We start from the raw sequence: 19,075 nt of genomic DNA, 5'->3' as shown, positions 1-19,075 counted from the left end.
CGACCGAACAAGCGCAAGGGCGGTCCGCAACGGCCGCCCTTGTTGCATTCAGCGTTTGCATTCAGCGCTTGTCTGGCGGGGTAAGGTCGATCGTCCGGTTCTCGGCAGGCACCGCCCGCGGCGCCGTTGCCGAAAGCCAGGCCTCGGTCGCCACGACATCGATCCCGCCCGTTACCGCGTCGCGGCCCCTGGTGAACAGGGTGAAGCTGTCTCCCCCCTGGGTCAGGAAGTTGACCGCGGTGACGCGGTAGGTCGCCGCCGGATCCACCGGCTTGCCCTGGTAGGTCATCTGCACCACCCGGCTGCCGACCGGGCGCGAGAGGTCGTAGCTGTAGGAGAACCCGGCCGACGGGGTCAGCGCCTGGAACGGCGCATCGTCATCGAAGCCCTGCTCGAGGATCGCCTTCAGCTCGGCGCCGGTGAAGCTTTGCGTGACGAGCTGGTTGCTGAACGGCTGGACCTGGTAAATCTGGCCGAAGGTGATCGCGCCGCCGGGTCCGGGGATGAGCGTGGCGGGCGCGCGGATGCCGAACGGGTTGGTCAGCGCGATCTGCGCGCCCGCCCCGGCGGTGGCGGCCAGCTGCGCATCCGCGATCAGGTTGCCCATCGTCCCGCCGTTCCGCGAGCCGTCGCCGCCGGGGCGGCTGACCGTGCCGGCGAGATGCCCGACGACGCGCGCCGAATAGGCCTTCGACGCATCGACATAGCGCGCAACGTAGGAGGCCACGTCGGCACGCGGGGCGAAGGCGGGGAAGTCGGGATTGTTCGGCACCGGGCCGCGGCTGGCGACGTAGGTTTCGCTCTGCACGATCACGTTGCGCGCGGCGTGGTCGATCACCGCGTGCCGCACCGGGTCGATCCGCAGCGTGATGTCGGTGACGAGCTCGCCATAGACCCCGGCGCTGGTCAGCAGCAGGGGGCCGCTGCGCCCCGGCACCGTCCGCTCGCAGATGTAGGACCAGTGGGTATGGCCCGAAACGACAACGTCCACCCGGGGATCGAGCCGGTCGATGATGGGCAGGATCGCCCCGTTAAGCCCCTCACAGCCCTGGGGATCGGGCGCGCCGGTGGTCTTGCCGCCTTGGTGGATCAGCACCACCACCGCATCGGCGCCGGACTGCTTGAGCCTGTCGACGGCGGCGTTGATCGCGGTCGCCTCGTCGCCGAAGGTCAGGCCCTTGATGTTCGCGGGCAGGGCCAGGCTGCCGGTGCCCTGAAGCGTCGCGCCGACGAAGCCCACCGTCACCTTTCGCGCGCCCTTGCCGAAGCTTTTCATGCCGGTCGCGGCGAACAGCGGCGAGCCGTCCTCGGTCAGCGTGTTGGAGGCCAGGAACGGAAACCTGGCACCCGCGAACTGTTCGAGCTGGCAGGGCTTGTTCAGCGTCGTCTGTTCGCAGCCGCCGTTCTGCAGGCGCAGCAGCTCGGCCCGTCCGCGGTCGAATTCGTGGTTGCCAACCGCGTTGAATTCCAGCCCGATGCGGTTCATCACGCCCACCGCCGGCTCGTCGAGGTAGAGCGACGAGGCGAACTGCGAGGCGCCCACGAGGTCGCCCGCCGAAACGGTGACGTGGTTGGGATGGCGCGCCCGCAGGCTGTCGATCGCCGAAGCCAGCCAGGCCGCGCCGCCCGCCGGAACGGCATCGGGTTCGCTGCCCTTCCCCGGGACGAATACCGACTGCCGGGGCGGCTCGATCGCACCGTGGAAATCGTTGATCGCGACAATCCCGACCTCGACCGGCGCTGCGCCGCCTTGCGGCCCCGATGTCGCGATCGGCGCGGCGCAGGCAGCCGCCAGCAGGGGCGCCAGCAGCGCGGCGAAACGGAGCGGGAGTGACATGGGGCGACCTGCGGTTGATGCGACGAAGAGACGACTGGCCTTCTAGCGCAATCGCTCCGCCGCGCAATTGGTCCAACCGCCGTGACCACCCGATGAACTACATGTCGCTATGTTGAAGAATTCGCGGAAACGTCATAAAACAGGGTCGCGAAAGCGTGCAGCAGCGCGCGAGGAGAGCCATGATGGCCCGACCCCGGACCGATATCGACGCTGGCAGGGAACACCTGCTTGATCTGGCCATCGAACTGGTGGAGCAGCGCGGCGGCGGCGCGCTGACGATGACCGAGCTGGCGAGCATGGCCAATACCTCGCCCGCCAATCTCTATCGCTTCTTCGAGAGCAAGGACGCTGTGGTCGAGGCGATTGCCGAGCGCTGGTTCCAGCCCAAGGTCGCGATCATGGAGGAAGTGCTCGCCAGCGACCTGCCCCCGCGGCGCAAGCTGTACGAATTCTTCGCCCGCCGGTTCGTGCGGCTGCGCGACAGCTACAATGCCGATCCGGTAAGCTTCGCGATGTATTGCGAACTGGGCGAGGAACATTTCGAACTCGTCCGCAGCTATGTCGACCTCGGCGACCACTATCTTGCCGAGATCATCGCCGAGGCGATGGCCGACGGATATTTCACCGGTCTGACGATCGACGAGGCGCTGAGCCTCATCAACCAGATGGTCAGCGTCTATTGCAACATCGGCGCTATGGGGATGGTCATGCCCAAGCTGAGCGAACAGAAGCTGGCGCGGATCGTCGATGCGATCTTCGACGGGCTGTCGGCGCAGGATCGCGGCGCGGTGGGAGTGAAGGGATTGCGCGCGGCCTAAGTCGCCCGACCTAGCCGCCAGCCCTAGCCGAATCGCTTGCGAGCGACTATTTACAGCGGTGTGAGCAAGCCTGCGCCTTTCCGCTATGCCATCGAGGTCGCCCCCGGCGACATCGATTTCATGGGCCACGTCAACAACGCGAGCTACCTGTCGTGGGTGCAGGACGCGGTCGTCGATCACTGGCGCTCGCTGGCTCCGGCAGAAGCCGTCGCCCGCCACCTGTGGGTCGCGCTCAAGCACGAGATCACCTATCGCCGCCCGACCTTCCTGGGCGACGACGTGATCGCCACCGTCCTGCTGGAGAAATTCCACGGCGCCCGGGCGTTCTACGAAACCGTGATCCGCCGCGGCGAAGAAGTGCTGGCCGAGGTCAAATCGAGCTGGTGCTGCGTCGACGCGGAAACCCTGCGCCCCTCGCGCCTGGCCGCCGACATCGTGAAGCGGTTCTTCCCCGAAGGCGAATAAGCGCAGACCGATACCGTCGCTCTGGGTCCGCGGTTCAGACCTCGCCGAACAATTCCCGCTGGGCCTTATCGACCTCCTCTGCATAGCGGCGGGGGACATAATTCTCTGTCAGCAGCCCCAGCACCTCGCGGTCCGGACCGACCACCGCAAGCTCGTCCCCGCCGAAGGTGTCGAAGCTGCGCATCACCGCCACGATGTCCATGTCGGGAGAGAGCGACGTCTCGCGCGCGGTCGCCAGCGTGCCTACCGGCTGATCCGGATCGATCCCTTCGGCGAAGGCGGCGGCGGGATTGGCGATCCCGGCATAGCGCCCGGTTTCATCCAAAAGCACCACCCGGCGATCATGTCGCTTGGGTTCGGCGTTCCCGGCGGCCTTCGCGGTCGCGGTGGCCCGAGATGATCACGCTGTCGATCAACGACATCCGGCCGCCGTGAAGCGCATTCGCCTCGACCGCGTCGACCAGCCTCCGGCCGCGGGCCTTCGTCAGCCAGTTGAGCCCCGCCAGCGGGAGGCCTCCCACTGGCAGGGCAAACAGGCCGAGAATGCCGATATGCTCAGAGGCGCTGAGGTGCGTATCGGGCGGGAGGGCGAACAACGCGTGCTGAAAGGTGCGCGCGATCGCGCCCTGAAGGATGGTCAGCAGCCCGTCGATCGCGCCGACCGCGATCGCCAGCAGCACGAACAGGACCTCGCTGGCCCAGACCTGCCGCTGCAGCCCGATCAGCAGGCTGGCAGGGTGCACGATCATGCGGACCGCGCGATTCACGGGCGGAAATCCTCGCTGACGAGAAGGCGGTCAGACGTCGAGGTTGGCGACGTTGAGTGCGTTGTCCTGGATGAATTCGCGGCGCGGCTCGACGATGTCGCCCATCAGGCGGGTGAAGATTTCGTCGGTCACGTCGGCGTCCTCGACCTTCACCTGCAGCAGAATCCGCATGTCGGGGTTGAGCGTGGTTTCCCACAGCTGCTCGGCGTTCATTTCGCCCAATCCCTTGTAGCGCGAGATCGACAGTCCCTTGCGTCCGCCCGCAAGCACCGCATCGAGCAGTTCGGCGGGACGGGTGATGACGAGGTCGCCCTTGGCCGAACCGCGGGACGCGGGTGCATCCTCGGCGTCGCCGTCGCTCGCAGGCTCCTCGACCGGCTCTATCGTCTCGGTCCCGGCCTTCACCAGCCGGGCCGGGGCGCCATAGACCGCGGCCTCTTCGCCCGCCACACGCGCGAGCTTTAGGGCCTCGGCACTGGCGAGGAAGCCGGCGTCGATGATGTGGTGGTCGGTAACCCCGCGCCACAACCGCTGGACGAGATATCCGCCTTCTTCGGAAAGCTGGGCGGTCCACTTCGCCTCGGTGTCGCCGCGCTCCAGCCAGCGCGTGGTCGCCTGGAGCGCCGCATCGCGGGCCGCGCCGTCGAGGCCGGGGGCCAGCGCGCCCGCCAGGGCCAGAGCCTCGATGATCGTCATGTCATAGCGCCGCGGAACGAAGGCCATCAGGCTGCGCATACGCCGCGCGTGTTCGACCAGCGCGGCGAGCTCGTTGCCGCTGCGCGCCCCGCCCGCGGTTTCCAGCACGCGCCCGGCAAGGCCCGCCTCGACCAGGTAGCGGTCGAGCGCGTCGTTGTCCTTCAGGTAAACTTCGCTGCGGCCCTTGGCGACCTTATAGAGCGGCGGCTGGGCGATGTAGAGGTGCCCGCCGCGGATGATCTCGGGCATCTGGCGATGGAAGAAGGTCAGCAGCAGGGTGCGGATATGCGCGCCGTCGACGTCGGCGTCGGTCATAATCACGACCTTGTGGTAGCGCAGCTTCGCGATGTTGAATTCATCGCGGATGCCGGTGCCCATCGCCTGGATCAGCGTGCCCACTTCCTTGGAACTGATGATCCGGTCGAACCGGGCGCGTTCCACGTTGAGGATCTTGCCCTTGAGCGGCAGGATCGCCTGGTAGTGGCGGTCGCGGCCCTGCTTGGCCGAACCGCCGGCCGAATCGCCCTCGACCAGGAACAGCTCGGACTTGGCGGGATCGCGCTCCTGGCAATCGGCCAGCTTGCCGGGCAGCGAGGCGATATCCATCGCGCCCTTGCGTCGGGTCAGCTCGCGGGCCTTGCGCGCAGCCTCGCGCGCGGCGGCGGCATCGATGATCTTGCCTATGACCGCCTTGGCATAGGCGGGATTTTCCTCGAGCCACTCGCTCATCCGGTCGGCCATCAGGCTTTCCAGCGGCTGGCGCACCTCGGAGCTGACCAGCTTGTCCTTCGTCTGCGACGAGAACTTGGGATCGGGCAGCTTGACCGAAACGATCGCGGTCAGGCCTTCGCGCATGTCGTCGCCGGTGAGGCTGACCTTTTCCTTCTTCAGGAGGCCGGACTTCTCGGCATAGCCGTTGATCGTGCGGGTCAGCGCGGCGCGGAAGGCGGCGAGGTGCGTGCCGCCGTCGCGCTGCGGGATGTTGTTGGTGAAGGTCAGGACGTTTTCGTAATAGCTGTCGTTCCATTCGAGAGCGACGTCGATCCCGATCCCGTCGCGTTCGGAACTGATCGCGATCGGTTCGGGCAGCAGCGGTGTCTTGTTGCGGTCGAGGAACGCCACGAACGCGGCGATCCCGCCTTCGTAGTAGAGGTCATGCTCGACGATCTCGGCGTGGCGACGGTCGCGCAGGAGAATGCGCACGCCCGAGTTGAGGAACGCCAGCTCGCGGTAGCGGTGCTCGAGCTTGTCGAAATCGAATTCGAGGACGTTCTTGAAGGTGTCGCTCGACGCCGCGAAGGTCACCCGCGTGCCCTTGCGCCCGGGAGCGGGGCCGACGACCTTAAGTGGGCTGACCGCGTCGCCGTGCTCGAAGCGCATCCAGTGCTCCTGCCCGTCGCGCCAGATCGTCAGCTCCAGCCATTCGGACAGCGCGTTCACCACCGAGACGCCCACGCCGTGCAGTCCGCCCGAAACCTTGTAGGCGTTGTCGTCGCTGGTGTTCTCGAACTTACCCCCGGCGTGAAGCTGGGTCATGATGACCTCGGCCGCCGACACGCCTTCCTCGGCGTGGATGCCGGTCGGAATCCCGCGCCCGTTGTCTTCGACCGAGACCGATCCGTCGGGGTTGAGTTCGATCAGCACGAGGTCGCAATGCCCGGCCAGCGCCTCGTCGATCGCGTTGTCCGACACCTCGAACACCATGTGGTGGAGGCCCGAACCGTCGTCGGTATCGCCGATGTACATGCCGGGCCGCTTGCGCACGGCATCGAGGCCCTTGAGGACCTTGATCGATTCGGCATCGTAGGTGTTGGCGTTGGGGGAGTTGTCGCGGGGAGTATCGGGCTCGCTTGTCATGCCCAGCATATAGGCATTGCGGCACCATTTCGGAAGCGTTTGCGACCCCTTCCATCCACAGGCATTTCCTGCTCAATTCGCGGCCCTGAGGCAGGGGGTCGGGGCACACATGATCGTACGACGGGCAATAATCGCGGCGCTGCTGGCGGCGGCCCTTCCGGCGCAGGCTGCGGACCAGCCGCTGCGGCCCGATCAGGCCGGTTTCCGCGATCTTTACAAGGAACTGGTCGAGACCAACACCACCCTGTCATCCGGAAGCTGCACGCTCGCGGCCGAGCGGATGGCGGCGCGGATGAAGGCGGCGGGTTTCGCCGACAGCCAGCTCACGCTCTACGCCGGGCCCGACAATCCCAAGGAAGGCGGCCTCGTCGCGGTCTATCCCGGCAGTTCGAAGACGCTGAAGCCGATCCTCCTCGTCGCGCACATCGACGTGGTGGAGGCCAAGCGCGAGGACTGGGTCCGCGATCCGTTCACCCTGGTCGAGGAGAACGGCTATTTCTATGCCCGCGGCGCCGAGGACGACAAGGCGATGGCCGCGACCTGGGTCGATACTCTGATCCGCTTCAAGCAGGCGGGCTACAAGCCCCGGCGCACGGTCAAGCTGGCGCTGACCTGCGGCGAGGAGACCAACGGCGCGTTCAACGGCGCGCAATGGCTGGCTGCCAACCGCCGCGACCTGATCGACGCCGCGTTCGCGCTGAACGAAGGTGGCGGCGGGTCGAGCGACGGCAAGGGCAAGGTGCTGAGCCAATCGATCCAGGTGGGCGAGAAGACCTTTGCCACCTACCGGCTCGAAACCCGCAATCCCGGCGGCCACAGTTCCGCGCCGCGCCCGGACAACGCGATCTACGAGCTGGTCCACGCCCTGGCCAAACTCGAAGCTTACGAGTTCCCCGTGGAATTCACCGACACCACGCGCACGTTCTTCCGCGAGAGCGGCGCGGGACGCAAGGACGCGACCGGAGCGGCGATGGTCGCGCTGGCAGCCAATCCCGCCGATGCGGCGGCGCTGGCGGTGGTCGACAAGGAAGCTTTCCTCCATTCCAACCTGCGCACGACCTGCGTCGCGACGATGCTCGACGGCGGTCATGCCCGCAATGCGCTGGCCCAGCGCGCGGGCGCCTACGTCAACTGCCGGATCTTTCCCGGACACAGCGTCGACGCGATCCGGGCCGAGCTGGTGAAGGTCATCGGCGACGAGGGCGTGAGCGTGACCACGCTGCCCCCGCTGCGCCCGTCGCCGCCCCCGCCGGCGCTCGATCCCAGGATCATCGGACCGATGAAGGCGGTGGCGGCGAAGTATTTTCCCGGCGTGCCGGTCGTGCCGGTCATGGCGAACGGGTATACCGACGCCACCTTTCTCGGCGCGGTCGGGATTCCGACCTATGGAGTACCGGGCGCGTGGGGCAATCCCGACGGCAACGGGGTCCACGGCCTCAACGAACGGATCGAGGCGCGCTCGCTCTATGTCGGGCGCGACTACCTGTTCGATCTTGTGAAAGCCTACGCGGGCTGATTGAAGAAGGATAACGCAGGGGGCCGGCTCAACGGCCCCTGTTTCTCACGGGGAGCATCGGTTACATGAAGACGACGATTTCGGGCGCGGTGCTGGCCGCGCTGCTGGCAGGCTCGGCCCTGGCCCAGGGTGCCCCGGCGGGCACGCTGCGCCCCGACCAGGCCGAGTTTCGCGGGCTTTACAAGGAGCTGGTGGAAACGAACACCACCCTGTCGGCGGGAAGCTGCACGCTTGCAGCCGAGCGGATGGCGGCGCGGATGAAGGCCGCAGGCATTCCCGCCAGCCAGATCACGCTGTTCGCCGACCCCGCGCATCCCAAGGATGGCGGCCTCGTCGCAGTCTATCCCGGCACCGCCAAGGGGTTGAAGCCGATGCTCCTGCTCGCCCACATCGACGTGGTCGAGGCCAAGCGCGAGGACTGGGTCCGCGATCCGTTCACCCTGGTCGAGGAGAACGGCTACTTTTACGGTCGCGGCACGGTCGACGACAAGGCGCAGGCGGCGATCTGGACCGACACTTTCGTCCGCTTCGCCAAGGCGGGCTACAAGCCTAAGCGCACGATCAAGCTGGCGCTGACCTGCGGCGAAGAGACCAGCGGCGCGTTCAACGGCGCCGAATGGCTGGCCGCCAACCACAAGGACTGGATCGACGCGGCCTTTGCCCTCAACGAGGGCGGCGGCGGACGGACCGACGGCAAGGGCGTGGTCGAAGGCGGCAAGCTGGTCGTCCAGACGATGCAGATCGGGGAGAAGGCCTATCAGGACTTCACCCTGACCGCGACGAATCCCGGCGGCCACAGCTCGGCGCCGCCGCCGGACAACGCCATCTACGACCTCTCGCGGGCGCTGCTGAAGGTCGGCGCCTACGAGTTCCCGCTCCAGTTCAACGACGTGACCCGGGCATTCTTCACGAAGTCCGGCGCGGCGCGCGGCGACGAGCTGGGCAAGGCGATGATCGCGCTGGCGAAGAACCCCGCCGACAGCGCGGCCGAGGCGATCGTCAACCGCGACAAGAGCCTTCACTCGATGCTGCGGACCACCTGCGTGGCGACGCTGGTGGATGCCGGCCACGCGCTCAACGCGTTGCCGCAGCGGGCCACCGCCAACGTCAACTGCCGGATGTTCCCGGACCGCACCTCCGCCGAAACGAAGGCCGCGCTGGCCGCCGCGATCGGCAATCCCGCGATCTCCATCGAGGAGAGGGTCAAGGACAAGCCCGTTGCGGTCCAGCCGCCGCTCGATCCGAAGATCGTCGGCCCGGCCGAAAAGCTGGCGGCAAAGTACTTTCCGGGCGTGCCGGTGCTGCCGACGATGTCGACCGGCGCGACTGACGGCATCTACCTGGAGGCGGTGGGCATTCCCGTCTATGGCGTGCCCAGCGTTTGGGCCAATCCCGACGGGAACGGCACCCATGGTCTGAACGAGAGGGTCGAGGCCGGCGCGCTCTACACCGCGCGCGACTACCTTTTCGACCTGGTCAAGACGCTGGCGAACTAGGCGTCCTGCCCTGCAGACAAGCGAAAGGCCGGCGGCGCGAAAGCGCTACCGGCCTTTTTCTCTGGTTCCCACCGGCTCAGACGAGCGTGGCGGCGAACATCCCGGTGCTGGCGCCGAACGCGGCGACGAGCAGGGCGATCTGAAGGACCGTGGTCCGCATGATGCTTCCTCCTGTTGAAGACGAGGCTGGCGGGGGCCGGATCGGCGCCGCACCATCTCGCTGGCTCTGTAATAATGTTGCGCGTGATTAAAATAAGTGAAAATCGTCACATGCTTAATGCTATTAGCGCACCGGGAGTTGCATTTTGCGCAACACAACTTGCGGAAGGGGCCCGCTGGACAGACGCAAGGCGCGTTCCTATCGCTTGCGGCCATGAGCCAGGACACCGCCCCCGCCGCCACATCGGGCCTCGATCCCGCGTATGATCCCTTCGCCGCGCTGGAGCAGGACTTCGGATCGCTCCCCGCGCAGATCCAGGCCTGGGGCCGGATCCGCGGCGACGAACCGGCGCTGCGCGACGAGCGGGGCGAACTGAACTGGCGCGAGACCGCCGCCAGGATCGAGCGGATCGCCGCTCAATTGCAGGCCGACGGGCTTGCCCACGGCCAGTCGGTGGCGATCCTGGGGACGTCGACGATCAACTACGCCCTGGTCTTTCTTGCCGCGATCCGCGCGGGCGGCGTCGCCGCGCCGCTGACCACCAGCGCCAGTCCCGCGCAGCTTGCCGCGATGGCTGCCGATTCGGGCGCCATCCACCTGTTCATCGACCGCGCCAAGACGGCCGAGCTTGCCCCGTTCGCCGCCGAGCACCCGATGCCCGCGCTCAAGCGCGTGATGCTCGATGCGCCCGAAGGCGACGCGCCCTCGCTCGACCAGTGGATGGCGCCCGAAGGCACCGTAGCGGCGCCGTTCTTTCCCCGGCCCGACGATCCGTTCAATATCATCTATTCGAGCGGAACCACCGGCACCCCAAAGGGGATCGTCCACAGCCACATCATGCGCTGGCGCCAGATGGCCTATCGCGCCGCGCTCGCCTATGGGCCCGAGGCGCGGACGCTGACATCGACCCCGCTTTATTCCAACACCACGATGGTCGTGTTCCTGCCGACGCTGTTCGCTGGCGGGGTAGTCTCGATCATGGGCAAATTCGATGTCCAGCGCTGGCTGGAACGCGCGCAGGCCGAACGTATCAGCCACACCATGCTGGTGCCGGTGCAGTACCGCCGCCTGATGAACGAGCCCGCGTTCGACAGCTTCGACCTGTCGGCGCTGAAGATGAAGTACTGCACCAGCGCGCCCTTCCCCGCCGATCTCAAGGCCGAGGTCCTGCGGCGGATGCCCGGCGGGCTGAACGAGATCTACGGCATGACCGAGGGCGGGGTCACCTGCATGCTCGTCGCGCACGAGAACCCTGACAAGCTGCACACGGTCGGCAAGCCGGTGCCGGGCCATTTCCTGCGGGTGATCGGTGAGGACGGCAACGAGCTGGCCCCGGGCGAGGCGGGCGAACTGATCGGTCGTTCGCCGGCGATGATGCTGGGCTACAAGAACCAGCCCGAAAAGACCCGCGAAGGCTACTGGATCGATCCCGTCGACGCATCGGTGTGGCAGCGGATGGGCGACATCGGCCGGGTCGATGCCGACGGCTTCGTCGAACTGGTCGGGCGGACAAAGGACGTGATCATCTCGGGCGGGTTCAACATCTTCCCGATCGATCTCGAGGATGCGCTCGCCGCCGATTCCCGCGTGGTCGAGGCGGGCGTGGTCGGAATCCCCTCGGAACAATGGGGCGAAACCCCCGTCGGCTTCGTCACCCTTGCGCAGGGCGTGGGCGAGGATGCGCTGGAGGACATCCGCGCCAAGGCCAACGCGACGCTGGGCAAGACCCAGCGCGTGTCCGCGCTCCATGCGATCGACGAGATGCCGCGCAGCCACATCGGCAAGCTGCTCAAGACCGAGCTGCGCGAACTAGCGGCGCGGCTCGATCAGAAGGCCCGCGCCTCGGCCTGACGCGGGAGCTTGCGCGCGCCCCACAGGAACAGCGCGAGCGCCAGTAGCGCGAACCCTGCGGCGACGATCAGCGGCATCGCCGGAAAGTGCGGCGCTGCCCGCGGCCCGCTGAAGCGCGCGAACACCCCGGCATAGAGCGGCGGGCCGACGATCGCGGCGATGCTGCCGATGCTTTGGGTCGCGCCCTGCAATTCGCCTTGGCTCGCGGCATCGACCGCGCGGCTGTTGAGCGCGGCGATGGAGGGCTGGATGAAGCCCTGCAGGCCGCCGACCACGATCGCGAAATAGATCATCGGAATGCTGGCGGCGACCGCGTAGAGCACCGCCGAGGCGGCAAACGCCACCACTCCCAACATCACCGCGACCCGTTCCCCCAGGTGCGGCGCGACCCAGCGCAGGCCCAGTCCCTGGACGAGCGCGCTGGAAATTCCGACGACCGCCAGCGCGAGCCCGATCTGGCGCTGGTCGAAGCCATAAGCCTCGATCGCGAAATACGACCAGATCGAGGGATAGACGATATGCGCGAGTTGCCACACGCCGAGCGCGGCGATCAGCCACAGCACCGTCGCGCTTTGTCCTTTTAGCGCCTTGAGCGCGGCAAAGGCGTTGGCGCGCGCCGGATCGAACGGGCGGCGATGCTCGGGCGCCAGGCTTTCGCGCAGGACGACCAGGCCGACGAGGAAATTGGTGAACGCGAGGCCCGCCGCGGCATAGAACGGCACGCGCGGGCCGATCGTGCCGAGCAGCCCGCCGATGGCTGGCCCGACGATGAAGCCGAAACCGAAGGCCATGCCCATCAGCCCGAAGCTGGCGGCACGCTTTTCGGGCGGAGTGATGTCGGCAAGGTAGGCATATGCTGCGGAATAGCTTGCCCCCGTCGCCCCGGCGATGACCCGGCCCGCGATCAACCAGGCTAGCGTGGGCGCGAAGCCCATCATCGCGTAGTCGATCCCGAACCCGAGCAGCGAAGCCAGCAGCACGGGACGACGGCCGAACCGGTCGGAAAGGTTGCCGACGATCGGAGCGAAGACGAACTGCATCGCGGCGTATCCCGCGCCAAGCCACCCGGCATAGACCGCCGCGCTGTCGACCGGCATGTGACCCAGGTCCATGATCCGCTGCGGCAGGACCGGGATGACGATCCCGAAACCCAGCATGTCGATAAGCACCACGGCGAAGACGAAGCTTATCGAGGCCCGTTGCGGCATGTCTTCGGTTCCTTAGCGGCGTTGCCGCCGGGTCTAGCGCCTCGGACAGGCGGGGGCAATTTGCCCGGCTGGACTTGGGCGCGGCGACTGCCTAACGGCTGGCCATGACTGTTCAGCCATCTGACTCGATCCTGATCGTCGACTTCGGCAGCCAGGTAACCCAGCTCATCGCCCGCCGCGTGCGCGAGGCCGGGGTGTATTCCGAGATCGCGCCCTTCGGCACCGCCGCCGAAGCCTTTGCCCGGATGCAGCCCAAGGGGATCATCCTTTCCGGCTCTCCCGCCTCGGTCCTCGATGCCGAAGGACCGCGCATCGCGGACGAGATTCTTGCCAGCGGCTTGCCGATCCTTGGCATCTGCTACGGCCAGCAGGCGCTGATGCACCAGCTCGGCGGCGAGGTGAGCGCTGGCGACGCGGGCGAATTCGGCCGCGCCTACATCGAGATCGCGCAGCGCTGCACGCTGTTCGACGGCCTCTGGGCCGAAGGCGAGACTCACCAGGTGTGGATGAGCCACGGCGACAAGGTGACCCGCCTTGCCCCCGGCTTCGTTCCCGTCGCCGCCAGCCCCGGCGCGCCCTACGCGGTGATCGCCGACGAGGCGCGGCGGATCTACGCGATGCAGTTCCACCCCGAGGTGGTCCACACCCCCGACGGGGCGCGCCTGCTCAAGAACTTCGTGCGCCACGTCTGCGGCCTTGCCGGCGACTGGACGATGGCCGAGTTCCGCAAGACCAAGATCGACGAGATTCGCGCCCAGGTGGGCAAGAGCCGGGTGATCTGCGGACTGTCGGGCGGCGTCGATTCGGCGGTCGCCGCGGTGCTCATCCACGAGGCGATCGGCGAGCAGCTGACTTGCGTGTTCGTGGACCACGGCCTGATGCGGCTGGGCGAGGCGGAGCAGGTCGTCTCGCTGTTCCGCGGGCACTACAACATCCCGCTGATCCACAAGGACGTGAGCACGCTGTTCCTCGGCGGGCTGGCCGGGGTCACCGACCCAGAGGCCAAGCGCAAGTTCATCGGCAAGACGTTTATCGACGTGTTCGAGGCCGAGGCCCGGCAGATCGGCGGGGCCGAATTCCTTGCCCAGGGCACGCTCTATCCCGACGTGATCGAGAGCGTCAGCTTCACCGGCGGCCCATCGGTCACGATCAAGAGCCATCACAACGTAGGCGGCCTGCCCGAACGCATGGACATGCAGCTGGTCGAACCCTTGCGCGAACTCTTCAAGGACGAAGTGCGCGAACTGGGGCGCGAACTGGGCCTGCCCGACACGTTCGTCGGCCGCCACCCCTTCCCCGGCCCCGGACTCGCCATCCGCATCCCCGGCGAAGTGACGCGCGAGGCCTGCGACATCCTGCGCAAGGCCGACGCGATCTATCTTGAGGAAATCCGCAACGCCGGGCTCTATGACGCGATCTGGCAGGCCTTTGCGGTGCTGCTGCCGGTGCGCACGGTGGGCGTGATGGGCGACGGACGGACTTATGACCAGGTCTGCGCGCTGCGCGCGGTGACCAGCACCGACGGGATGACCGCCGATATCTATCCGTTCGACGCCGCCTTCCTCAGCCGCGTGGCGACGCGGATCATAAACGAGGTCAAGGGCATCAACCGGGTGGTCTACGACTACACCAGCAAGCCCCCTGGCACGATCGAGTGGGAATAGGCGAGGGGTCACCCGAAATCGGCGGAACTCCGCTCCGACTCCGTCGCTCCGGAACTAGCAGGTCCTGAACAACGTTCTTGTCCCGTCATGCCCGCCTTCGCGGGCGCGAAGGAGAGCATACATGAACAGGGCAAAAACTATTCTTGCGACCGGATTCCTCGCTTCGGCGATCGCCCTCGCGGGCTGCGCCACAGTCGAGGAAGCGGTGGTCGAAAAGACCGCAAAAACCTATCACGCCACTCTGACCGGGGCGAACGAGCCCGGCGGCGGCGATCCCGATGGTTATGCTACCGCCGAAGTCAGCGTAGCCGACAGGCTCGACCAGATCTGCTACGACGTGAACAACGTCCGCAACATCGAGCCGATCACGGGCGCGCACATCCATCGCGGCGCCCCGGGCGTGAACGGCCCTGTCGTGATAACGCTCAAGCCCGCCAACGAAGGCGGCTACAAGGGCTGCTTCAACCGCAGTGAGTGGACCCAGGACAGCCTGGAGAGCAACCCCGGCGGGTTCTACATCAACCTGCACACCGCGTCGTATCCGAACGGCGCGATCCGCGGGCAGCTTCACGACTGATCGGCGGCAATCCGTGCGGGCGGGCGGTACCTATGGTGCCGCCCGTTCGCGTATCTCGGCTAAAACGCCTGGCCGACCAGCCCCGGCGCCGCCTCAGTTAGAGGCGAGCCGCCGGTACGGTACGAAATCGCCCAGCCCGACGAAGCCGTTATAGAAGCCGGAGCTGCGGTCGTGCAGCTTTACCACGTCGATGTTGCAGAGCGACGAGCTGTGCAGGTCGGTGACCATCACATCGTCGTCGTCCAGCGATTTGGCGCCGCTGTCGGGCCGGTTGACGTAGATGACGCTGCCCGCGTCATAGACGATCGCCGTATGGTCGATCACCTTGGTGTTGCGAACCGAGGGCAGGAAGATGCAGTGCACCGGCTTTCCGGCGACACGGCCATTGAGAATCTTGGCCAGCTTGGCTTCGGGAGACTGCTTCGTCCGCGCGATGGCCGGACCGGTTGCCGACAGGGCGAATGCCGCAACCGCCAGGGCGGCGACCGTCGAAATCGTTTTCATACCCATGACGTGAGTCCTCGCAGACGGAAGAGTTTCAAGCGTCGCATATCGCCGCTTAACCGGGCCTGACCATATCATCCGGCAAACATCCTGCCAGCCTTGGTTTCAGGCGGTTCCGCCCACCGTCAGCCCGCTGACCAGCAGCGTCGGCTGGCCGACCCCGGCGGGAACCGACTGGCCGCCCTTGCCGCAGATGCCGATGCCTTCGTCCAGTTCCATGTCGTTGCCGATTCCGATCACCCGGGTCAGCACGCTCGGCCCGTCGCCGATCAGCGTCGCGCCCTTGATCGGCGCGCCCAGCTTGCCGTTCTCGACCTTGTAGGCCTCGGTGCAGCCGAACACGAACTTGCCCGAAACGATATCGACCTGCCCGCCGCCGAAGCTCTTGGCGAAGATCCCGTTCTTGACCCGGCTGAGCAGTTCGGCCGGGTCGTCGTTGCCGCCGCGCATGAAGGTGTTCGTCATCCGCGGCATCGGCGCGTGGGCATAGGATTCGCGGCGGCCGTTGCCGGTGGGCGCGACGCCCATCAGCCGGGCGTTGAGCCGGTCCTGGATATAGCCCTTGAGGATGCCGTCCTCGATCAGGATGTTTTCCTGCGTGGGCGTGCCCTCGTCGTCGATCGACAGCGAGCCGCGGCGTCCGCCGTCGCCGTCGGGCGCGCCGAGCGAGCCGTCGTCGATCACGGTCACGCCGGGTGCGCCCACGCGCTCGCCGATCCGGCCGGAAAAGGCGCTGGTGCCCTTGCGGTTGAAATCGCCTTCGAGACCGTGCCCGACCGCTTCGTGGAGCAGCACGCCGGGCCAGCCGGGGCCAAGCAGGACGGTGCATTCGCCTGCCGGGGCGGCCACGCTTTCGAGGTTGGTGAGGGCCTGTTCCAGCGCCATGTCGATCGCGCGGTTCCAGTTGGCGGGATCGAACAGCCGGTCGTAGAGCCAGCGCCCGCCGATGCCGAAGCTGCCGGTCTCGCGGCGGCCGGTGGCTTCGGCCACGATCGACACGTTGAGCCTGACGAGCGGGCGGACATCGTGCGCGACGAACCCGTCGGCGCGAACGATCTCGACCACCGACCAGCTGCCCGAAAGAGAGGCCGAGACTTGCGCGACGCGCGGATCGCGGGCGCGCGCCGCGGCATCGATCGTCTCGAGCAGGCGGACCTTTTCGGCAAAGCCCAGCGCGTCGAGCGGACTGGCATCGGTATAGAGATGGCGGTTGGTGTTGGGTGGCGGCGGCGCTGCCTTGCCCTTGGCGGGATCAAGCAGGGCCAGCGTCTCGCCCGCGCGGCGGATCGCGCCGGCGGAAATGTCGTTGGCATGGGCGAAACCGGTCATTTCGCCCGACACGCCGCGCAGGCCGAAGCCCGCGTCGCGGCTGTAGTCGGCGGTCTTGAGCCGCCCGTCGTCGAACCCGAAGCTTTCGGAGGCGATGAACTGGAGGAACAGTTCGCCGTCGTCGCAAGCCGCGAGCGCGTCGCGGGTCAGGGCCTGGGCTTCGTCCGGGGTGAGCGCGCCGGCCTTGTAGAGCAGCGCGCGGGTGTCGGTTGCGGTCATCCCGCCGATATAGCGCGCGGGCGGGCGTTTACCAGCAGCGGCGGTTCAGCCCGCGACCGTCTCGGGCATCAGGTCGCCGGGGCCGACCTCGTGGATGCCGGCGGCGGCGGGGCCGCCCTTCAGCACGAAACGGCGGTCGCAATAGCCGCAGTCGACGAATCCCTTCTCGTCGATCTCGAGCCAGACGCGGGGATGGCCGAGCGCGGCGGCGCGCTGGCCGCGGATCTGGCTGGCGCCGTCGCAACGCACGCGAGCGCTGTCGACCATGGTGATTTCGGGCGGATCGATCATGGCCCGGCAATTAGCAAGGCGGAGCGGGCCTGGCCAGCCCAAGCCGCGCCGGCCTTAAAGGTATTGCACGCTGACGGTGATCGAGCCGTGATAGACGCCCGGCGCCTGGTTGGCGTTGACGTGGAGCGTGGCCCCGATGCTGAGCGTGAAGATCCCGCTGCTCGACACGATCGAATAGCGCTGGTTGCCGCCGCCCGCCGAAAGCCCGACGCCGCTGCCCTGCGCGTTCGTGTTGCCGATGAACACGATGCTGGAGTTGCCGCCCAGCACTATGTTGTCGAGCACCATTGTCGTGCCCGGGCCGGTGAGGTTGGTCGCACTGGCGATCGATACGCGCGCGCCCAGGTTCTTGCTGCCCTGCCCGACGAACTGGGCCGCGGCGCAAGTGCCGAAGCGCAGGATCGGGCCGGTCACCGCGCAGGTCTGGGTCGCCGGGTCGATCGTCACCGTCCCGGCGGTGGGGCGCGGGGCGATCTTGCCGAAGTCCATGTCCTGGGTCTTGAGCAGCGTCAATGGCGCCACGACGACCGCCTTGGCGTTGCCGTTGGCCTTTGCGACGGTGCGCGTCTGGGCCTGCGCGGCGGTCGCGCCGAACCCCATGCACAGCACCGCGGCGACGGCAAAAGCCGCCTGCGTAAACCGTCCCGCAAGGCGGGTGCCGGGGTGAAACCACGAGAACATCGCCTGCCGCAATAGCTTGCGGGCATGAAGACCCCGTCGCAGACCATGGTTAATTTGGCTTAACGCAAGCGTTTTACCCTGCCGCGAAACCGCACCTTGCCCGGCTTCGCCCGGCGGCGAGCGCGAACGCGCGCCCAAGGCTTTACCCCGCGCCCCGCATCGGGCAGGGCTGCGCCCATGGACCAGCCTCCCGCGATCGCGATCCGCAACCTCGTCAAGCGCTATGCCCCGGCCGGGGGCAAGAACGGGCCGGGCGAAGGCAAGCTGGCGCTCAACGACGTATCGTTCGACGTGCCGCAGGGCGGGATCTTCGGCCTGCTCGGTCCCAACGGCGCGGGCAAGTCGACCCTGATCAACATCCTCGCCGGGCTGGTCAACAAGACCTCGGGCACCGCCGAGATCTGGGGCTTCGACATCGACAAGGACCGCCGCAACGCCAAGGCGTCGATCGGCATCGTCCCGCAGGAGATCGTGTTCGACCCGTTCTTCACCCCGTTCGAGGTGCTGGAAATTCAGGGCGGTCTCTACGGCGTGCCCAAGGCCGCTCGGCGCAGCCTCGAACTGCTTTCCGAAGTCCACCTGGCGGACAAGGCCGACGCCTATGCCCGCACCCTTTCGGGGGGGATGAAGCGGCGGCTGTTGATCGCCAAGGCGATGGTCCATTCGCCGCCGGTCTTGGTGCTCGACGAGCCGACCGCCGGGGTCGACGTCGAGCTGCGCCAGCAGTTGTGGAAACTGGTCGAGGAGCTGAACAGCGAAGGCGTGACGGTGGTCCTGACCACCCACTACCTCGAGGAAGCCGAGCAGCTTTGCGATCGCATAGCGATCATCAACCACGGCCGCCTGATCGCCAACAAGCCGACCCGCGAGCTGGTCGAGATGGCGCGGGAGAAGATCGTCGTCCTCACCCTCGACCGCGACATCACCGAGGCGCCGTCGCATCCCGCCTTCGCCAAGAGCGAGCTTACCGCCGACCGGACGGTCGAGATCACTTACGACAAGGACCGCATGAACGCGGGCGAGGTGCTCGCCGTGCTCCAGGCGCAGGGCTATGCGATCCAGGACGTCTCGACGCGCGAGGCGGACCTCGAGGACGTGTTCCTCCACCTCACCAGCGCACCGGCCGAGGCGGCCTGACC

At 67.2% G+C, this 19,075-nt stretch carries 17 protein-coding genes; 8 read left to right on the top strand and 9 right to left on the bottom strand.

Annotated features, from left to right (window positions below):
- Positions 1–61: 61 nt before the first annotated feature.
- Positions 62–1,837 (bottom strand): bifunctional metallophosphatase/5'-nucleotidase, encoded by a 1,776-nt coding sequence (locus ACFO0A_RS03710; protein WP_379537625.1) that lies wholly within the window; start codon positions 1,835–1,837, stop codon positions 62–64.
- Positions 1,838–2,016: 179 nt separating this feature from the next.
- Between ACFO0A_RS03710 and ACFO0A_RS03705 the strand changes: the two genes are divergently transcribed.
- Both ACFO0A_RS03705 and ACFO0A_RS03700 read left to right on the top strand, forming a co-directional pair.
- Positions 2,017–2,655 (top strand): TetR/AcrR family transcriptional regulator, encoded by a 639-nt coding sequence (locus tag ACFO0A_RS03705; protein ID WP_379537624.1) that lies wholly within the window; start codon positions 2,017–2,019, stop codon positions 2,653–2,655.
- Between the two features lie 60 nt (positions 2,656–2,715).
- Positions 2,716–3,120 (top strand): acyl-CoA thioesterase, encoded by a 405-nt coding sequence (locus ACFO0A_RS03700; protein ID WP_379537623.1) that lies wholly within the window; start codon positions 2,716–2,718, stop codon positions 3,118–3,120.
- 34 nt (positions 3,121–3,154) lie between these two features.
- Here the strand turns inward: ACFO0A_RS03700 and ACFO0A_RS03695 are convergent, their stop codons facing one another.
- Genes ACFO0A_RS03695 through gyrB form a run of 3 tightly spaced genes read right to left on the bottom strand, consistent with a single transcriptional unit; the run spans position 3,155 to position 6,440 of the window.
- Complete coding sequence (locus tag ACFO0A_RS03695) at positions 3,155–3,454, bottom strand: CBS domain-containing protein (RefSeq protein WP_379537622.1); 300 nt, start codon at positions 3,452–3,454, stop codon at positions 3,155–3,157.
- A 7-nt stretch (positions 3,455–3,461) separates the two neighbouring features.
- Entirely contained in the window at positions 3,462–3,887 is a 426-nt protein-coding gene (locus ACFO0A_RS03690; RefSeq protein ID WP_379537621.1) for a voltage-gated chloride channel family protein, read from the bottom strand.
- A gap of 30 nt (positions 3,888–3,917) precedes the next feature.
- A complete protein-coding gene (gyrB, locus tag ACFO0A_RS03685; RefSeq protein ID WP_379537620.1) occupies positions 3,918–6,440 on the bottom strand; it encodes a DNA topoisomerase (ATP-hydrolyzing) subunit B in 2,523 nt (840 codons plus the stop codon).
- 109 nt (positions 6,441–6,549) lie between these two features.
- On the opposite strand from gyrB, the gene ACFO0A_RS03680 reads away from it, so the two are divergent.
- The 3 genes from ACFO0A_RS03680 (at position 6,550) to ACFO0A_RS03670 (ending at position 11,463) form a co-directional block, all read left to right on the top strand.
- Positions 6,550–7,956: a M20/M25/M40 family metallo-hydrolase gene (locus ACFO0A_RS03680; protein ID WP_379537619.1), complete on the top strand. Its 1,407-nt coding sequence runs from the start codon at positions 6,550–6,552 to the stop codon at positions 7,954–7,956.
- Between the two features lie 65 nt (positions 7,957–8,021).
- A complete protein-coding gene (locus ACFO0A_RS03675) occupies positions 8,022–9,452 on the top strand; it encodes a M20/M25/M40 family metallo-hydrolase (protein WP_379537618.1) in 1,431 nt (476 codons plus the stop codon).
- Positions 9,453–9,825: 373 nt separating this feature from the next.
- Entirely contained in the window at positions 9,826–11,463 is a 1,638-nt protein-coding gene (locus tag ACFO0A_RS03670; RefSeq protein WP_379537617.1) for a class I adenylate-forming enzyme family protein, read from the top strand.
- Here the strand turns inward: ACFO0A_RS03670 and ACFO0A_RS03665 are convergent.
- Entirely contained in the window at positions 11,439–12,671 is a 1,233-nt protein-coding gene (locus ACFO0A_RS03665) for a TCR/Tet family MFS transporter (RefSeq protein ID WP_379537616.1), read from the bottom strand. The genes ACFO0A_RS03670 and ACFO0A_RS03665 overlap by 25 nt on opposite strands.
- Positions 12,672–12,775: 104 nt before the next feature.
- Between ACFO0A_RS03665 and guaA the strand changes: the two genes are divergently transcribed.
- Both guaA and ACFO0A_RS03655 read left to right on the top strand, forming a co-directional pair.
- Positions 12,776–14,335, top strand: a complete 1,560-nt coding sequence (gene guaA, locus ACFO0A_RS03660) for a glutamine-hydrolyzing GMP synthase (protein ID WP_379537615.1) — start codon at positions 12,776–12,778, stop codon at positions 14,333–14,335.
- Positions 14,336–14,456: 121 nt separating this feature from the next.
- Entirely contained in the window at positions 14,457–14,912 is a 456-nt protein-coding gene (locus ACFO0A_RS03655; protein ID WP_379537614.1) for a CHRD domain-containing protein, read from the top strand.
- 93 nt (positions 14,913–15,005) lie between these two features.
- Here the strand turns inward: ACFO0A_RS03655 and ACFO0A_RS03650 are convergent, their stop codons facing one another.
- The 4 genes from ACFO0A_RS03650 to ACFO0A_RS03635 form a co-directional block, all read right to left on the bottom strand.
- The gene (locus ACFO0A_RS03650; protein WP_379537613.1) at positions 15,006–15,422 is read right to left on the bottom strand and encodes a hypothetical protein; all 417 of its coding nucleotides are present in this window, start codon (positions 15,420–15,422) and stop codon (positions 15,006–15,008) included.
- Positions 15,423–15,521: 99 nt separating this feature from the next.
- On the bottom strand, positions 15,522–16,964 hold the full coding sequence (tldD, locus tag ACFO0A_RS03645; protein WP_379537612.1) for a metalloprotease TldD: 1,443 nt from the start codon (positions 16,962–16,964) through the stop codon (positions 15,522–15,524).
- A 45-nt stretch (positions 16,965–17,009) separates the two neighbouring features.
- A complete protein-coding gene (locus tag ACFO0A_RS03640; protein WP_379537611.1) occupies positions 17,010–17,255 on the bottom strand; it encodes a zinc-finger domain-containing protein in 246 nt (81 codons plus the stop codon).
- Between the two features lie 54 nt (positions 17,256–17,309).
- Positions 17,310–17,936, bottom strand: a complete 627-nt coding sequence (locus tag ACFO0A_RS03635; RefSeq protein ID WP_379537610.1) for a DUF4402 domain-containing protein — start codon at positions 17,934–17,936, stop codon at positions 17,310–17,312.
- A gap of 177 nt (positions 17,937–18,113) precedes the next feature.
- Between ACFO0A_RS03635 and ACFO0A_RS03630 the strand changes: the two genes are divergently transcribed.
- Complete coding sequence (locus ACFO0A_RS03630) at positions 18,114–19,073, top strand: ABC transporter ATP-binding protein (protein ID WP_379537609.1); 960 nt, start codon at positions 18,114–18,116, stop codon at positions 19,071–19,073.
- Positions 19,074–19,075 lie beyond the last annotated feature (2 nt).

It is taken from the genome of Novosphingobium tardum (genome assembly GCF_042652045.1).
Classification (GTDB): domain Bacteria; phylum Pseudomonadota; class Alphaproteobacteria; order Sphingomonadales; family Sphingomonadaceae; genus Novosphingobium; species Novosphingobium tardum.
The sequence above is the reverse complement of the archived record's forward strand: the minus strand, read 5'-3'. Positions and strand labels throughout refer to the sequence as shown.